Annotated in this window: 22 protein-coding genes; 2 read left to right on the forward strand and 20 right to left on the reverse strand. The window is 34.9% G+C overall.

The genetic code is table 11. The features are described from left to right. Nucleotides 1–19: 19 nt before the first annotated feature. From rpmC to rpsJ, 10 genes are all read right to left on the reverse strand, one after another. A complete protein-coding gene (gene rpmC, locus C8E03_RS11070; RefSeq protein WP_094377159.1) occupies nt 20–220 on the reverse strand; it encodes a 50S ribosomal protein L29 in 201 nt (66 codons plus the stop codon). Next, nucleotides 210–647 carry a 50S ribosomal protein L16 gene (gene rplP, locus C8E03_RS11075; RefSeq protein WP_094377160.1) on the reverse strand — a complete coding sequence of 146 codons (438 nt, stop codon included), beginning with the start codon at nt 645–647 and terminating at the stop codon, nt 210–212. Before rplP ends, rpmC begins: the two co-directional genes overlap by 11 nt. Next, on the reverse strand, nt 647–1,303 hold the full coding sequence (gene rpsC / locus C8E03_RS11080; RefSeq protein ID WP_094377161.1) for a 30S ribosomal protein S3: 657 nt from the start codon (nt 1,301–1,303) through the stop codon (nt 647–649). The genes rplP and rpsC overlap by 1 nt, the downstream gene beginning before the upstream one ends. 11 nt (nt 1,304–1,314) lie before the next feature. Next, complete coding sequence (rplV, locus tag C8E03_RS11085) at nt 1,315–1,704, reverse strand: 50S ribosomal protein L22 (RefSeq protein WP_094377162.1); 390 nt, start codon at nt 1,702–1,704, stop codon at nt 1,315–1,317. Between the two features lie 30 nt (nt 1,705–1,734). Then, entirely contained in the window at nt 1,735–2,016 is a 282-nt protein-coding gene (rpsS, locus tag C8E03_RS11090) for a 30S ribosomal protein S19 (protein ID WP_094377163.1), read from the reverse strand. Nucleotides 2,017–2,052: 36 nt separating this feature from the next. After that, complete coding sequence (gene rplB / locus C8E03_RS11095; protein WP_094377164.1) at nt 2,053–2,901, reverse strand: 50S ribosomal protein L2; 849 nt, start codon at nt 2,899–2,901, stop codon at nt 2,053–2,055. A 74-nt stretch (nt 2,902–2,975) separates the two neighbouring features. After that, entirely contained in the window at nt 2,976–3,275 is a 300-nt protein-coding gene (rplW, locus tag C8E03_RS11100; RefSeq protein ID WP_094377165.1) for a 50S ribosomal protein L23, read from the reverse strand. After that, a complete protein-coding gene (gene rplD, locus C8E03_RS11105) occupies nt 3,275–3,895 on the reverse strand; it encodes a 50S ribosomal protein L4 (RefSeq protein WP_094377166.1) in 621 nt (206 codons plus the stop codon). The genes rplW and rplD overlap by 1 nt, the downstream gene beginning before the upstream one ends. 28 nt (nt 3,896–3,923) lie before the next feature. After that, on the reverse strand, nt 3,924–4,604 hold the full coding sequence (gene rplC / locus C8E03_RS11110; RefSeq protein WP_094377167.1) for a 50S ribosomal protein L3: 681 nt from the start codon (nt 4,602–4,604) through the stop codon (nt 3,924–3,926). A 112-nt stretch (nt 4,605–4,716) separates the two neighbouring features. Then, on the reverse strand, nt 4,717–5,034 hold the full coding sequence (gene rpsJ / locus C8E03_RS11115) for a 30S ribosomal protein S10 (RefSeq protein ID WP_094377168.1): 318 nt from the start codon (nt 5,032–5,034) through the stop codon (nt 4,717–4,719). 527 nt (nt 5,035–5,561) lie between these two features. Between rpsJ and C8E03_RS11120 the strand changes: the two genes are divergently transcribed. After that, on the forward strand, nt 5,562–6,605 hold the full coding sequence (locus C8E03_RS11120) for a glycosyltransferase family 2 protein (protein ID WP_110291083.1): 1,044 nt from the start codon (nt 5,562–5,564) through the stop codon (nt 6,603–6,605). Between the two features lie 142 nt (nt 6,606–6,747). Here the strand turns inward: C8E03_RS11120 and C8E03_RS11125 are convergent, their stop codons facing one another. The 10 genes from C8E03_RS11125 to C8E03_RS11170 all read right to left on the reverse strand — a co-directional run bounded on the left by C8E03_RS11125 (nt 6,748) and on the right by C8E03_RS11170 (nt 16,983). Then, nucleotides 6,748–7,305 carry a hypothetical protein gene (locus C8E03_RS11125; protein WP_094377170.1) on the reverse strand — a complete coding sequence of 186 codons (558 nt, stop codon included), beginning with the start codon at nt 7,303–7,305 and terminating at the stop codon, nt 6,748–6,750. Between the two features lie 72 nt (nt 7,306–7,377). Further along, entirely contained in the window at nt 7,378–8,931 is a 1,554-nt protein-coding gene (locus C8E03_RS11130; RefSeq protein WP_094377171.1) for a glycosyltransferase family 39 protein, read from the reverse strand. A 152-nt stretch (nt 8,932–9,083) separates the two neighbouring features. Further along, a complete protein-coding gene (locus C8E03_RS11135) occupies nt 9,084–9,947 on the reverse strand; it encodes a class I SAM-dependent methyltransferase (RefSeq protein WP_094377172.1) in 864 nt (287 codons plus the stop codon). A gap of 35 nt (nt 9,948–9,982) precedes the next feature. Continuing rightward, a complete protein-coding gene (locus tag C8E03_RS11140; protein ID WP_094377173.1) occupies nt 9,983–11,227 on the reverse strand; it encodes a S41 family peptidase in 1,245 nt (414 codons plus the stop codon). 31 nt (nt 11,228–11,258) lie between these two features. Next, entirely contained in the window at nt 11,259–12,527 is a 1,269-nt protein-coding gene (locus C8E03_RS11145; RefSeq protein WP_110291084.1) for a murein hydrolase activator EnvC family protein, read from the reverse strand. Between the two features lie 8 nt (nt 12,528–12,535). Then, nucleotides 12,536–13,444, reverse strand: coding sequence for a permease-like cell division protein FtsX (gene ftsX, locus C8E03_RS11150; RefSeq protein ID WP_094377175.1), 909 nt, complete (start codon nt 13,442–13,444; stop codon nt 12,536–12,538). Continuing rightward, a complete protein-coding gene (ftsE, locus tag C8E03_RS11155; protein ID WP_094377176.1) occupies nt 13,434–14,120 on the reverse strand; it encodes a cell division ATP-binding protein FtsE in 687 nt (228 codons plus the stop codon). Before ftsE ends, ftsX begins: the two co-directional genes overlap by 11 nt. Before the next feature lie 13 nt (nt 14,121–14,133). Further along, nucleotides 14,134–15,219 carry a PucR family transcriptional regulator gene (locus C8E03_RS11160; RefSeq protein WP_094377177.1) on the reverse strand — a complete coding sequence of 362 codons (1,086 nt, stop codon included), beginning with the start codon at nt 15,217–15,219 and terminating at the stop codon, nt 14,134–14,136. A 222-nt stretch (nt 15,220–15,441) separates the two neighbouring features. Next, nucleotides 15,442–16,302: a YitT family protein gene (locus C8E03_RS11165; protein ID WP_094377178.1), complete on the reverse strand. Its 861-nt coding sequence runs from the start codon at nt 16,300–16,302 to the stop codon at nt 15,442–15,444. A gap of 3 nt (nt 16,303–16,305) precedes the next feature. Continuing rightward, complete coding sequence (locus tag C8E03_RS11170; RefSeq protein ID WP_094377179.1) at nt 16,306–16,983, reverse strand: WecB/TagA/CpsF family glycosyltransferase; 678 nt, start codon at nt 16,981–16,983, stop codon at nt 16,306–16,308. A 219-nt stretch (nt 16,984–17,202) separates the two neighbouring features. Between C8E03_RS11170 and C8E03_RS11175 the strand changes: the two genes are divergently transcribed. Beyond that, nucleotides 17,203–17,394, forward strand: a complete 192-nt coding sequence (locus C8E03_RS11175) for a YjfB family protein (RefSeq protein WP_094377180.1) — start codon at nt 17,203–17,205, stop codon at nt 17,392–17,394. Nucleotides 17,395–17,449 lie beyond the last annotated feature (55 nt).

Here is a 17,449-nt window from a genome sequence, read left to right on the forward strand (position 1 = left end):
GATTTATATCAATCAGCATTTATTTAGACATTTCAGTAATGATAGTCTGAATTCTGGCAATGTTTTTTCTAACTTCTTTAATTCTGCTTGTATTATCTAACTGATTGGTTGCGTTCTGGAATCTTAAATTGAAAAGTTCCTTTTTAGCAGCTACTAATTCATCATTTAATTCTGCAGCTGATTTTGCTTTTAAATCTTCTACATACTTATTAATTTTCACTGTTATCACCGCCTTCTAAGTCTGCGCGAGAAACTACTTTACATCTACATGGTAACTTATGAACTGCAAGACGTAATGCTTCTTTAGCGATTTCTTCCGGTACTCCTGAAATCTCAAACATTACACGACCTGGCTTAACAACTGCTACCCAGTATTCTAATGAGCCCTTTCCAGAACCCATACGTGTTTCAGCTGGTTTTGTAGTTACTGGTTTATCCGGGAAAATCTTAATCCAAACTTTACCACCACGCTTGATATAACGAGTCATAGCAATACGTGCTGCTTCAATCTGATTAGATCTAATCCAACATGGTTCTAAAGCGACAATACCGTATTCACCATTAGTAATTTTATTACCTCTTAGTGCTTTACCTTTCATGCTTCCACGAAATTGTTTACGACGCTTTACTCTCTTTGGCATTAACATTATTTATCGCTCCCTTCCTTATTTCCTTTAGTTGGAAGTACTTCGCCTTTGTATATCCATACCTTTACGCCTAATTTGCCGTAAGTTGTATCTGCTTCAGCAAAGCCATAATCAATATCTGCTCTTAGAGTCTGCAAAGGTATTGTTCCCTCACTGTAGAACTCAGTACGCGCCATATCTGCTCCGCCAAGACGTCCTGCAACAGATGTCTTAATACCTTTTACCCCAGACTTCATTGTTCTAGTCATAGATGATTTCATTGCTCTTCTAAAGGACACACGGTTCTCTAATTGTAAAGCAATGTTTTCTGCTACTAACTGAGCATCTTTGTCTGGTCTTTTTACTTCTTTGATATCAACTACTAACTTCTTAGAAGTGAATTTTTGAACTTCTTCTTTAACCTTATCAATTTCAGCGCCACCTTTACCGATTACTACACCCGGTTTAGCTGTATAAATGATAACTTTTACTCTGTCTGATGCTCTTTCGATTTCGATCTTAGAAACACCCGAGCTATATAATTTATTCTTAAGGTATTTTCTGATCTTATAGTCTTCTACTAAATAATCTGCAAAATCAGCTTCAGCATACCATTTTGAGTCCCAGTCTTTGATAACGCCGACTCTTAAGCCATGAGGATTAACTTTCTGTCCCATTATTTCCCTCCTTATCTTTCATTAAGCACGACAGTGATATGGCTAATTCTCTTTTCGATTCTATAAGCTCTACCCTGTGCTCTTGGTCTAATTCTCTTCATTGTAGGTCCTTTTTCTGCATAACACTCTTCAACAAAAAGGTTATCTACATTCATTCCGTTGTTATTCTCAGCATTTGCAATTGCTGACTTTAATAATTTTTCTATAATACTTGAAGCATATCTTGGATTGTAAGCTACAATACCAAGGGCTGTCTTAACATCTTTGCCTCTAATGGCATCTAAAACGAAACATGCTTTTTGAACAGATACTCTTGCATAAGATAACTTTGCTGATGGTCTAGTATCTTTGTTATTTGCATTTCTTTCTCTTTTGATTTGGGATCTATGTCCTTTTGCCATGAATGAAACCTCCTTTCAAACTACATCTAATTAACGAACGCCTGATTTTTTCTCGTCTTTTCCATGTCCTCTGTAAGTTCTGGTTGCAACAAACTCTCCAAGCTTGTGTCCAACCATATCTTCAGTAACATATACAGGTACATGCTTTCTGCCGTCATGAACTGCAATTGTATGTCCAACCATTTGTGGGAAGATTGTAGAACGACGAGACCATGTCTTAATAACTGATTTGTCGCCTTTTTCGTTCATAGCATCTACTTTTTTAAGTAAGCTTGCATCTGCAAATGGTCCTTTTTTAAGTGAGCGAGCCATAGGTTCTAACCTCCTTATGAATTCTACTTTTGGTTACTATTTTGTATTTAAAGCTTTACCGTCTCTTCTTCTTACGATTAACTTATTGGATTGTTTCTTTTTCTTTCTTGTCTTTAATCCAAGAGCTGGTTTACCCCAAGGAGTAACTGGACCTGAACGGCCAATACCAGTCTTACCTTCACCACCGCCGTGTGGATGGTCATTAGGGTTCATAACAGAACCACGAACGGTAGGTCTGATACCCATGTGACGCTTACGTCCTGCTTTACCAATATTGATAAGGCTATGGTCAACATTTCCTACTACACCGATAGTTGCTCTGCAAATAATCGGTACCATTCTCATTTCGCCTGAAGGTAATCTAAGTGTTGCATACTTTCCTTCTTTTGCCATTAACTGTGCTGCTGTTCCAGCCGAACGAACAAGCTGTCCACCCTTGCCTGGATACATTTCGATATTATGAATCTGAGTACCTACTGGAATCTCTGATAGCGGCAAACAATTACCAATTCTAACTTCCGCCTCTGCTCCGCTTAATACTTTCATTCCGTCAGATAAGCCTTCTGGTGCCAAGATATATGACTTTTCACCATCTGCATAATGGATCAATGCAATATTAGCTGTTCTATTTGGATCGTATTCAATACCTGCTACTGTTCCAACGATTCCATCTTTTCTTCTTTTAAAATCTATAATTCTATATTTTCTTTTTACACCGCCACCGCGATGTCTTACAGTGATTTTACCCTGACTATTACGACCTGCTGTTTTACTCTTTGATTCAAGTAATGATTTTTCTGGTGTTGTTTTTGTAATTTCAGAAAAATCCGAACCAGTCATATGTCTTCTTGAAGGTGTATATGGGTTATATTTTTTGATACCCATTCTAGTCACTCCTTTCAATTTACAATTATTATTTGTTGTCACGCTTAACTTGCGTATAGTTTCTTAGAAGATTTTTATAATCCTTCAAAAATCTCTATATCTGCACTTTCTGCAGTTAATTGAACGATTGCTTTCTTTGTCTTAGCAGTCTTGCCGGATGTTTTTCCTCTTCTTTTGGTTTTTCCATCCTGATTCATAGTGTTTACGTTCTTTACTTTTGTTCCTGCAAACATTTTTTCTACAGCTTCTTTAATTTGAGTCTTATTAGCTTCCGGATGAACTAAGAAAGTATATTTCTTGCTCTCCATTCCCTGCATACTCTTTTCTGTGATAACCGGTTTGAGGATTACATCATAATACTGAATACTTGCCATTATGCATACACCTCCTCGATAGTAGCAACAGCAGCCTTAGTAAGAATAACTGTGTTGTATTTAAGAATATCATATACATTAATTGTATTTGTTAAAGCTGTTTGTATGGAAGGTATGTTCTTAGCTGAAAGAACTACATTCTTATCATTCTCGTTTAATACAACTAATGCCTTAGATACCTTTAAGTTATCCATTACAGCCTGGAATTTTTTTGTTTTAATTTCATCAATTTTGATTTCATCAACAACAATTAATTTATTTTCCTTAACCCTTGAAGTTAAAGCAGATTGAAGAGCAATTCTTCTTTCTTTCTTATTCATTTTAAATGAATAATCTCTTGGTGTTGGTGCAAATACTACACCACCGCCAGTCCATTGTGGAGATCTTGTTGAACCTTGTCTTGCATGACCAGTTCCTTTCTGTCTCCATGGTTTTCTTCCGCCGCCCGAAACTTCTGAACGTGTTTTCGCTTTCTGAGTTCCCTGACGTTTATTTGCAAGTTGGTGAACTACTGCCATGTGTACTAAATGTTCATTTACTTCAACACCAAATACAGCATCACTAAGCTCCATAGTTCCAACTTCTTTGCCTTCCATATTGTAAACAGATACGTTTGCCATCTGTGTTTTCCTCCTTTCTTATCTCACATTAATTCGTTTTTACTGTCTCTTTAATTGTAACTAAAGATTTTTTAGGTCCAGGTACTGCACCTTTTACTAAAAGTAAATTGTTCTCTGCATCAACTCTTACAATTTCAAGATTCTGAATTGTGATTTTCTTAGCTCCCATATGTCCTGGCATTCCTTTTCCTTTGAATACCTTACTCGGGCTTGAACAAGCACCATTAGAACCTGCATGACGATGGAATTTAGAACCATGAGCCATAGGTCCTCTTGACTGTCCATGTCTTTTAATAGCACCCTGGAAGCCTTTTCCCTTTGCAATTGCAGTAGCGTCAACTTTATCTCCTGCTGCGAAAGCATCTGCTTTGATTTCATCTGCAACCTTGTAGTCCTGTGAGTTTTCAAGTCTGAACTCTCTAACGAATCTCTTACAAGAAACACCAGCTTTATCAAAGTGACCTTTCTCGGCTTTGTTTACACCATGTCTGTTTCTGATTTCTTTTTTGCCAGCCTTGTCAACAACTGTTATTTTTTCTTTCTTATCAACGAAACCAACCTGTACTGCACTGTATCCGTCATTTTCAACTGTTTTTACCTGTGTGACAACACATGGACCAGCCTGCAATACAGTTACCGGAATTAACACTCCAACTTCATTGAATATTTGAGTCATTCCGACTTTAGTAGCTAAAATCGCTTTTTTCATTTTTATTACCTCCTGTTTTCTCTACAGCGGATTACCATACGGTAATCATCCTAGAACAGCCATATAAGTGGAACTTACGTTGCTTCTATATAAACCCTTCAGGATTACTCTCTTATTTTTGTTTCATTTTGATATCAATATATACACCAGCTGGCATTTCTAATCTGGATAATGCATCAACCGTCTTTTGTGTTGGTGTTACGATATCAATAAGTCTCTTATGTGTTCTTTGTTCGAACTGTTCTCTGGAATCCTTATACTTGTGAACCGCTCTAAGAATAGTAACTACTTCCTTCTTAGTTGGTAATGGTACGGGTCCACTCACCTGAGATCCGTTCTTCTTTACAGTTTCGATAATCTTTTTAGCAGACTGATCGATTAATTGATGATCATAAGCTTTTAATGTGATTCTCATTACTTGACTTGCCATAAAAAAAGTCGCCTCCTTTTCGCACTTAATAATTTCGAAGTACGACAAGCGGTGACTGTACACTCTTCCGTGTGTATCATATGATAACTACACGTTGTTTCCATTTCAAAATGGACAATATAGATTATACAGTGACTTGTCGCCAGTTTCTTAACTTGACATTCGCTCCACGGAAAACCTGCTCGAAAGCAGCAACCTCACGCTTCTACGCTATCAATGTCACAACATTAGTTAGTATACATGAAACCTTTCATATTTGCAAGTATTTTTTATTATATTTTGTTTTTTTTTCAAAACATATTTATATTGACATTTTTCTCACTTCGATGACATTTTTTGTTTCAATAATAAACCATTTATGATATAATGCAAAAAGTATATTGATTGGAATAATGAACTTTTACAAGATATACATTTTAGCTATTGAATGAAAGGAAACTCTTTTTTATTACTGCAGCATTCCTTTCCTATAATTAAATAAATTCTTACAAGTAATTCACCAAATATATTTAACGGAGAAAAATACTATGTCTAAAAAATTCAGCATTATTTTACCTTGTTATAATGTAGAGAGCTATATTGACAAATGTTTGGATACCTTAATCAGACAAACGATTGGTCTAGAAAATCTTGAGCTTATCTGTATCAACGATGCTTCTACCGACTCTACCCTTTCTTTATTAATGTCTTATGAGCAACAATATCCAGATTCTATAATAATTATAAATCTTCCCACAAATCAACGTCAAGGTGGTGCCAGAAATATAGGTCTACAATATGCCTCGGGGGAATATATCAGTTTTTTTGATTCTGATGATTGGGCTGATTTGAGATTATATGAAAAAGTCTATGAAAAGGCAAAGCAATATGATTGTGATATCGTGCATTTCGAATGCTTTGATTTTGTCAAGGATGATACATTCATTCCCAGTTCTATAAGCACTGGTTCTAACAGCCGTCTGATAACCATTGAAAATGAGACGCAGCGAAAGTTCTTTCTTGAGAATGTAATAAATGAACGTTTCTTAGAATGCAGCTGTCGTAATAAAATCTACAAGAAGAATTTTCTTTTGGATACTAATGTATCATTTCCAAGTCATTGTGTTTTGGAGGAACCGCTTTTTGTGTACCCTCTCTATTTTTATACTAAGCGGTTTTATGTTCTGGAAGAACGTTTGTATTACTATCGCTATAATCCTTTTGGAACAATGCAGCATACGTTAAATCAGACAAACAAATGGCTTGACCATATCAAAGTACATCTATTACTTTTTGAAGAGCTGGAAAAAAGAGGCTTAATAACTCAATTTCATGATGAAATCGAGTTATACTATCTTTGGAATCTATATATAGAAACAATAGGTTTTATTTTTCGTCATACCAATCATTTTCCCATGGATTTGTATGAATACATAAGAGAAAGTACTTTAACCTGCTTTCCAAATTTTTCATTCAATACTTACATCAACCGCCCAGAATATGATTTATTAAAAAAATCCTTGCATTCACTTTATGTAAAGTTAAATCAGGAGCAATTAAATGCTTTGAAGCCCACTTGGATTACTCTATAGCACTATCAAATATTTTCATTATATGACAGAACATAATATTAAATTTTATAGGAAGTGCTTTTAATCTCATAGGATGTATATCTGAATTTCCTGAAAAAAAGGGTATCGATTGATTATTTCGTACGATACCCTCACTTGTTACCTATTGATTTGGATTAATAAATCTGTCATCCACTTTATAAATCTTACCTACTGCCTTAAATATATCAACCAAGCCTTCTCCTCGATCGGTAAGTTTATAACCTCCTCCCTCCTCTTCAATATTACCCGACTCTAATTGTTCCCAAAATCTTCGATCCAGCATTTCATATTTTTCAATAAAAATTGTTTGAAACACTTCGTTAAGTTCTTCCTCGCTATAGCTTCTGTTCTCTTCTGCCAAATAGGACAAAACGAATACTGATAAGGATCTGTCAAGTGATACTACAATAGTTGACAACCAAACCATATTAATGCTCATAAATACAACAAAGGAAAGAATAATATCCTTATAATCAAAGGTTGCCTTTTTCCAGTAGTGTTTCAATATCAGCTCAGTAATTAACAATATCATTCCTGTAATAATTAATATCACAATTGTTTTGTAAAAATAAACCTTTATAAAATCAAATATACCTATCTGCAATATCACAATATAGAAAAGCCATGCCAACACAAAGGCAGCTGCATGAAATACAAAAAATTCAAAAATCTTTTTCATAAGTGTCTCTCTTTCTAAATGTTACTGCCTTTTGCATAACATTTTAAATAATATTCTTTATAAAAACGTTTACTATTTATATGCCACAATAAAATTGGAATATTCAACCACCTGATAGCCATTATTCTTAAAAAAATCTCCTTGACTACTCTCCCATACATAAACTATATTCTCATCCAAAACAGGAAGCTCTTCTTTCGGTTTAAATACAAACTGTCCAAATGAAGCCGTCTCAAGCCAGATAGCTGGATAATTTGAATAAACTACTGTGTTAAGATACTCAGGAGTTGGAATCTTAGATGCAAACATTACCTGTGAATGATATGCCTTATCTGTAACACAAATTATATCTGGTGTTACTTCCATGGCATATTGAATTGCCTCTGTCAGTCCTGCATTAAATTCCTTAGAAATCTGTTCCTGATAGCTTGTATAGTAACTATAATTAAAAAAGCCAAAAGCAACTAAATAAACAGCCGTTATTATGTATATTAATTTTCTTCCTATCACTTCACATAATTTGTAAATACCAACTCCCGCAAATGCGATGGCGGGTATGTGAAGTATATTCAATTTATTAATATCGCATTTATCTACTATAAGAGAAGCAAGGCTTCCGATAATAAATTGAAATACCAGAAATATAAAAGGATGATATATTTTATTTTTTAACCTTTTAACACATATCCACAAAGAATAAAATAATCCCACAAATACAAATACTAATCCGAATTTATAATGAATTCCATAACCTGATACTGTGTTCCATATATTTTCATCATCCTGCAAGAACATAACCCTATAGTAGGTATAAAGTTTTCCCATAAAACCTCCGGATGCCAATTCACCGCTTCTAAAATAAGAAACCTTGGGAATTGATATAAATCCAGTTCTTATTTCCGGAAGTAGATCATAGTTAACCATCAAAAACAGCATCAGTGGCAACGCAAACAAAAAAACAATCAAGGCTGCTGCTATACTAGTAATAGAAAAACGAATTTTCTTATATGCAATTGCATAGATAATTTGAAAAATTAATATAAATGGTAATAGCGTCCACGTAAAAGCATAGCAATATAAGGTTAAACCATAGCATATGGCACAAAGTAATAAATATTTTTCTTTTTCCAGTCCTAGTATAAAGAAGTACATTCCAAACAGCAAAAATGCTGGTGTTGTTGCAGAATCAAGTCCCCATCTTACCATAACAATATGCCATGGACTGACAACAAAAAGAAATAATGTTATTAACGCAATTTTGTCATTCGTTACTTTTTTCATCAAAAGGTAAAGTGCCAAAAGCGATAAAATTCCAAGAAACGCCTGTGGAAGCCTTATAGTCCACATATTTAATCCGAATATTTTAATAAGTGGTATACTTATCCAGCTATAAAGAGCGCTCATTCCGCTTCCCCATGATGTATTATAGACTGGAAAATGATACCCAAAACAGTCCGTACCATACTCTGCCAGTGAGAATGCATCATAAGCGCTAAAGGCTTCATCCTGTGAAACGCCTCCCGGGTTTGATGATAAGCAGAGTACTCGTGCAAGTCCTCCCATCACCATCAAAATACCTACTATTATACATTGCCGATCATTTACAATCTTCTTGAATTTTTCCATACAAATCTCCTCATTATTACTCCTATCAATTTACACGATTAGCAGTAATTATGTCAAGTTGTTAACACAACAAAGAGAAGAAACCTTACTAATTATTTCATAAAGCTTCTTCCCTTTGTTCATATAAAAGACACTTCGTTATTATTCAAATACTATAAATCCGACTCCCATCGTCCAGATGCTCCGCATGGAAGAATCAAGCCTGTTTCTGTTACAGGTAGTCCAACTTCCTGTGATTCTACATGGCCTTTTAGCCCCTTTAGCTGTGTGGCAAGCATGTAGGTAAGTACAGCCGGCGCAAGACCAGTTGTGTATGAATTAACAAGAAAAAACAGTGGATTATTGGAAAGCAGCCTTGCACAAAGCTTAATCAACGGATATATTGCATCTTCAATTTTCCATATTTCCCCCTTTGGTCCTCTGCCATAAGAGGGTGGATCCATGATAATCGCATCATATTGACTGCCACGCCTTATTTCTCTTTCTACAAACTTAACACAATCATCCACAATCCAACGTATCGAAGCGTTCCCTAACCCAGAGGACACCGCATTTTCTTTCGCCCATGAAACCATACCTTTAGAAGCATCCACATGAGTAACCTCTGCTCCTGCCTTTGCCGCCGCTAAAGTGGCGCCTCCTGTATATGCAAATAAGTTTAATACCTTAATTGGTCTTTTTGCACTTTCTATTTTTTCACCAAACCAATCCCAGTTTGCAGCCTGTTCAGGAAATAAACCAGTATGTTTAAAGTTAAAGGGTTTTAGGTTAAAGGTAAGTCCTTTATATCCAATGGTCCACTGCTGCGGCAGATCAAAAAATTCCCATTCTCCCCCGCCCTTAGCGCTTCGATGATAATGTCCATTCATCTTCTTCCAGCCCTTATTCGTCTTCTCGGTATCCCAAATTACCTGCGGATCCGGACGCACTAAGAGATACTTTCCCCAACGTTCTAATTTTTCACCGCTTGCGGTATCTATTACTTCATAATCTTTCCATCCATCTGCAATCCACATATCTATACCTTTCTATCTTAAGCAAATACTAATGATTACTGCTGTAGCTTTTCACGAATAATTTCAAGAGCCTTTTGAAGCTGGTTGTCTTCATCATGTGTAATAACAGCCTGGGTCTTAAGTGACTCATCTAACTCAATTTCAACATCCGGCTCAATACCAATTTTATGAATATTATACCCTTTCGGAGTATAGTATTTGGAAATAGTAAGTTTCATTGCTGTACCGTCACCTAACTCAATCAGCCTTTGCACAATACCTTTACCAAAAGTTTTGGTTCCAACTAAGGTTCCTATTCCATAATCCTTTATAGCCCCTGCAAAAATCTCTGAAGCGCTGGCACTGTTTCCATTAATCAAAACCGCCAAAGGTTTATTAAACTGATTCTCTTCATCTGATTTATACTCTTCTCTTTCGCCATATTTATCCTCTGTATAAACAATCATGCCCTCCGGAAGAATTTGATCCAGGATACTGTTTACCACATCCAAATTACCACCTGGATTATCTCTTAAATCAACTACAAGACCATCAATTCCTTGTTTATTCAAATCATCTAGTGCACTTGTAAACTGGGACTCGGTGATTGTATCAAATTCGCTGATATAAATATAACCGATATTATTATCAAGTACCTCATAGCTTATAGTTGGTATCTCTATTTGTTTTCGTTCAACTGTCAACTCAATATTTTCACTTACGCCTTCCCGGACAAGTGTCAGATTGACCGTAGTACCTTCTTCACCCTTAATCATAGCTACTACATTTGAAATCTCCATACCAGTAACCTCGGTACCATCTACTTTATATAATATATCACCTGGCAAAATACCTGCTTCAAGCCCCGGACTATTCTCAAATGGCTTCACCATAGTAATAATCCCTGTATTTGCATCCTCAGAAACAGTTACACCGATTCCACAATATACCCCATTTGTGCTCTCCATCAGGCTCTTAAATTCATCCTCTGTATAATAAACCGAATATGGATCCTCTAGTCCGTCTACCAAGCCTTTATACATCCCTTCCACTAGCTTATCCTCATCTGCGTCCTCTAGATAATATTTATCAATGATTTGCTTAATGATACTAACTTTTGCTTCTACAGCCTTACTGCTTACTCCACTTGAAGTTGTCTGTGTTTTTGTATTATCGAATATACTCGCAGTATCAATTTCTCCTGATGTATATTTATTAATAAACAATACAATTGAAATTACAAGAGTTGCTGTTATTACTCCACCTATAAACCCTTTTAAAACTTTTTTATTATCTTCCATGGTGACCTTCCTTTGCCTATTATTTTAGTTATTAGCCCACATAGCTGTGTGGATTTACATAACTCCCGTTTAGACGGACTCCAAAATGCAAATGCGGCCCTGTTGATCTGCCTGTCGAACCGACTGCTGCAATTGTGTCTCCCTTGGATACATTTTGCCCGGTACTTACATATAATTCGGATGCATGCATATAAATTGTATACAATCCATCTCCATGATCAATCATTACATAATTACCCATAGATGAATTATACCCCGCACCAACTACCGTTCCATTATAAGCTGCCACAATAGTGCTTCCCGTGGAAGCTGAAATATCAATTCCATTATGAAATTTATATACTTCAAGAATGGGGTGTAAACGATTCCCATACTCACTGCTTATCGTTTTACTAGACGGACACGGCCATGTAAATGTACCTCCATCATATGTGGTTGTAATATTTTCGGTGGATTTCTGGTTTGAATCAGCTGTTTGTTCTGCCTCCTGAATCTTTTTAATTTCAGCTTTTTTGGCCGCTACTGATTTCTCTAATGCATCTATCACTTCATTTTGTGCTTTAATATCTGCTTCGTAGTCATCTTCTAATTCTTTGGCAGACAGAATTTCACTCTCATATTTGGCTATCTGAGTCGATTTTGTATCAATTAAATCGGATACCTCATTTTCCTTTGCCTGCGTCTGAGCTTGCAGTTCTTTAAGCTCTGACTGTTCTGTCTCCAAGCTTTCTTTTACTTGGGCAACGCAAAGCTTTGTCTCCTGAAATTTGTCCAGCATATTTTGATCGTATTCGGTTATTTGATTGATATATTCAGCAGTATTTAAAAGCTGCGAAAAAGATTTAGAATTTAGAATCAATTCAATATATGCAACATTTCCGTTTTCATACATGAATTTAATTCTTTTCTTCATTACTTCATATTGATTGGCTGCATCTTCCTCCGCCTTTTCAAGCTCTTTTGCAGTTTCTTCTATTTCAAGTTCTTTCACGTCTATTTGGCTGCATATTTCCTCAATTTTTTCTGTAATAGAATTTAACTGACTGTCCAGATCTTTCACATAGCTTTCTATATTGCTCTTTTTATCCGCAAGAGAATCAATTGCCTTTTGTGTATCTTCTAGACCTGATTTCAGCTCTTCAGACTCCGAGTTTGCATTTTCAAGTTCCTCCTCTAGCTCTTTCTTTTCCTGCTGAGCCTGCTCAGACGATGTTGTTTTAGAAGCATAAGAAATTAAGCTATGACTAAACGCCAAATTGAAAGAAAGTATAATTAATGCCATTATTATATACTTCTTCATAACTTCACCTATACCTTTAAATGTTTACGTATAGTTATAAAACTTCCCATGAAACCGATTCCCACTCCTATCAGCAATGCAATCGGTATAAGTGTTGAAAATACAGTATTGACTGGTAAAAAATTCAATAAATCCTGTAATATTTTAAACTTATCGTTGACAAATTCAATAATATTACGATACATAAAATAAAGTGCAACCAATGGAATACAAGAACCAATTAAACCAATCATAATACCTTCTACTATAAATGGGGCTCGAACAAAAAAATCCGTTGCTCCAATCAATTTCATAATAGAAATTTCTTCTCTTCGGACTGCAATACCGATCGTTACCGTGTTGCTAATCAAAAAAATTGCAACAGCAAATAAAATAACAATAATTGCTAACGATATATACCCGATTAAAACATTAAAATTAGCTAATGTATTGGCCACTATTTCTGAACGCTTTACCTCCCGAACTCCATCCAATGATTCTAAATATGTAACTAATGCCTTTTGTAATGAAACATCATTTAAATAAATCTCGTAACTAGCGGAATTTGCTAACGGGTTATCATCCTGAAAACTTTCTGCTAATTCTTGATTTCCGTTAAAAGTATCATTAATAAATCGATTCAAAGCTTCCTCCGCCGAAATATATTCGTATTTAGAAACCTCCACACGTTTGCTGATCTCATCGCCAATTGCTGTTATTTGTTCCTGAGAAATACCATCATTAAAAAATACAGAAACGGATACACCTGTTTCAGCCTGTTTTACAATATGCTGAAAATTAAAAACCATTGTATAAAATAATCCAAATAAAAAAATACATGCTGCCATGGTTGCAATAGAGGCCAAAGAAAACATCTTATTTCTAATAATATTTTTAAAACCCTGTTTTAAACTATATACAATTGAACTAACTCTCATAAGCGTACCCACCTTCTTTTTCGTCGCTTACAATTACACCTTTATTCATTGTAATAACTCTTTTTTGCATTGCATCCACTATCTCTCTGTTGTGTGTTACAACTAAAACGGTAGTGCCTCTTTGATTTGCTTCCTCTAAAAGTTTCATAATATCCCATGAATTTTTAGGATCCAGATTACCTGTCGGCTCATCAGCTAGCAAAATGGAAGGTTTATTCACTAATGCTCTGGCAAGAGCTACTCTTTGCTGCTCACCGCCTGATAATTCTTTCGGATTTGATTTATACTTTTCAGCCAAACCCACCATTGAAAGCATAGCAGGCACTTGCCTTTTTATGTTTTTCGTAGGTACTTGGATGACTCTCTGCGCAAATGCTACATTTTCATAAACATTTCTGTCCTTAAGCAATCTAAAATCCTGAAAAACAACTCCTATTTCTCTTCTGAATTTAGGAATTTGCCTTCGTTTCAGTCTAGATAAGTTTTTACTATTTACTGTAATTTTTCCTGATGTAGGCTCTAATTCCTTTAATAATAATTTTATTAAAGTAGATTTGCCTGAGCCACTGCTGCCAACGATAAATACAAACTCGCCTTTTTCAATACTAAGACTTACTCCATTTATGGCAGGGGTTCCGGTAGAATAAATCTTACTAACATTTTCCAGTTCTATCATTTTTACTCCTTAATCAATAATCCAATGTCTCCATATACTTCATATATTTAACTACCATAAGCGCAATCTTAAAGGTGATTGCATCCTCAAATACTCTCAGATCAAGGCCTGTACTTTTTTGTAATTTATCAAGCCTGTAAACGAGTGTATTTCGGTGTATATATAACTGTCTTGAAGTTTCTGACACATTTAGACTATTTTCAAAAAACTTGTAAATTGTTGTTAACGTTTCCTCATCAAAATCATCTGGTGATTTCCCATCAAATATTTCCTTAATAAACATTTTACAAAGTGGTATTGGAAGCTGGTAAATAAGTCTTCCTATTCCAAGTGTACTATAAGCTATGATGTCTCTTTCACTAAAGAAAATTCTTCCTACATCAAGAGCCATCTTTGCTTCCTTATAGGATCTTGACACCTCTTTAATTTCATTTACTATAGTACCGTATGCTATATGAACTTTACAACCATTCGCACTAAACAAATCAAGAATACTTTTGGCTGTTTTGTTCATTTCCTCATAACCTTCGTTTGTTCCTACTTCTTTTACTACGATTACACTTTTTTCATCAACAGCTGTTATAAAATCCTTGGTTTTTCCCCCAAAAAGTCCCCTGACAATCTCAAGACCATTTAAATCTTTTTCATTGTTTATCTCAATAATAAAGACGGCTCTTTTGACTTCTGTATCAATATGCAGCTTCTTTGACCTATTGTAAATGTCTACTAATAGCAGATTGTCTAACAAAAGATTTTTTATAAAATTATCTTTATCAAAACGCTCCTTATAAGCCACTAAAAGATTTTGTATCTGGAAAGCTGCAATCTTACCAACCATATATACATCTTCGCTCCCACCGTTTGCTAATAGTATATATTCCAATTGATGCTCATCAAATACCTTGAAAAATTGATATCCTTGCATAACCTGGCTGTCTGCCGGAGAATCTGCAAACGAAAGAACAACATCCTCATAAGCCTCTGCTTCATTGAAGGTTGTTGCCAATACATTCCCATCTGTATCCATTATACATAAATCTACTCTTGTAATTCCTTTCAGTCCTTCAATTGTATTTTGAAGTATTTGATTTGATATCATTACACTTCTCTCCTTTAACCTTGGTATTTTTTATTAATATACAACTTTCACAACAATAAAATACATTAATTTTATAATTAAAATAGCCTATTCTATATTTTAATGCAAAAGTGCAAAAAAATAAAGAGGAAATACGTGGTTTTTATGCATTTTCTCTTTATTTTTATCAAAAACTAAGAAAATCACACTGTACATAGTTCACAATAGTGCATAATTCAACACTTACTTGTTAAATTTATACTCCATGAAACCCTCTCCTAATACTTCTCTTACATCGCTCACTATCACAAAAGCATTGGGATCAATTTGAGTAACGATTTCCTTAACTTGGACAATTTCTTTTTTAGATACCACACACATGATTACTTTTTTTTCCAAAGAGGAGTACATTCCGGTTGCATGAAGTCCTGTAGCCCCTCTTTCCATAACAGTCATTATAGCATTTGCTACCTCATCCTGATGATTCGTTATAATATAGGCAAGCTTAGAAAATTTAAGTCCCTCTATAATTCCATCTGTAACTTGTGAAACAACAAATATTGATATAATCGCGTATAAAGCCCGATTCAATCCAAAAATATAGGCTCCGGCTAATACTACCAAGGCATCTATCAATTGTAAAATCTGTGCAATAGAATAATGCTTTAAATAATGTTGAAGAAACGCTGCCACCATGTCTGTTCCACCGGTCGTTGCCCTTGCCAAAAACACCATTCCTATTCCGATACCACTAATTACACCACCAAAAATCGCGGCTAATATATAGTCCTCTGTCATAATATTCATAGTAGGCAAAACATAGAGCCATATAGACAATGCTGCTGTTGAATAAAGTGTTCTTGCAATAAAACGAAAACCCTTTATTCTTGCTCCAATCAAAAAAACAGGAATATTCAGCATAATATTAGTCAGCCATAGTGGAATATTACTATATGCTTTTACTATAATAGCAATACCTGTAAACCCTCCGGTAACCATTGATATTGGATCATATATGGAATTGATAGCAACCGCCATAAAACAAGTTCCTATTGTCATTAGTAAATAATCAATATAAACTGGTCTGTTACTTGATATTTCCATTTCTTATTCACCGTTTTCGTTCTCGTATTTTTTAACCTTACTGATAAGAATCTTCTTTTCAATTAGTTTACTTAGCCAGTTATTCTTTAAACTCCAATCTCCAAATTGTAATACATCATTTAACCCAATCCATACTTTTGCGCTTATTCTATTTTTATTTTCTATTACAAAATTCTCCTGAAAAGGCGAAGGTAGTATTGATAATATAACATCCGGAGCTACACTGTTAATTTCATTTACAATTGAATCCCAATCAGATTCATGCCCCTCAACCGCATATTTACCCGCAATATTTAATCCAATATAACGCTTGGTAATTGCTTTCATATACCGATCAACCTCTTGCTCTTTCTCCCCCAGCACATAGATTGTTTTCTCTCTCTTAATGATATTTCTAAAAAATTGGACAATAAATTCCCTATCAGATGCTTCCCATAGCTTTTGCTCGTCTGTCAAACCAGCCGCTTCCAGAATCGCTTTGTCTCCTGCAACAGTTAGATCCATCTTCTCAATATACTCTTTGAATTCTTCATCGTCCACTGCCCGAAGTAATGTAGGAATTTGTATGATACTAATAGTATTCATACAATCATTATCTAAATATTCATCAATGAGGTATTTACTATCTGCAATCAAATAATTGTCAATTTCTATACCTAAAACATTTATTTTGTTCTCCATACTTTCACCCTATCAATTTAATTAATAGAAACACTTGAAGTGAACCATATATAACTTCTAATTTCTTTAGTACAAATTTACTATTACAATTCAATCTAGTATAGCAAACTTGGTAATATTTTTCAATTATTAATTTCATTACACCAATAATAATTGATTTATCCGCTTAATTATAGTATATTCAAGTAATAGTAATAAAAATGAATAGGAGGTCATAGAATGGATATTGCTTCTTTATCTATGGAATTAAGCCAGAACAAGGTTATGAATCAAGTTTCCACCGCTTTATTAAGCAAATCTCTTGATATGGCAGAAGATTTGACTGCTAATGTCACCGATATGATTGATACTATGCCAACTCCCTCTGCATCACCAGAGGGAATCGGAACTATGATTGACATCACACTCTAAAGGAAAATAATATCATAATCTTTTTAGAAAGAATATACCCTGCAAGTAAGTTCAC

It is taken from the genome of Lachnotalea glycerini, assembly GCF_003201285.1.
In the GTDB taxonomy this organism is placed as follows: domain Bacteria; phylum Bacillota; class Clostridia; order Lachnospirales; family Lachnospiraceae; genus Lachnotalea; species Lachnotalea glycerini.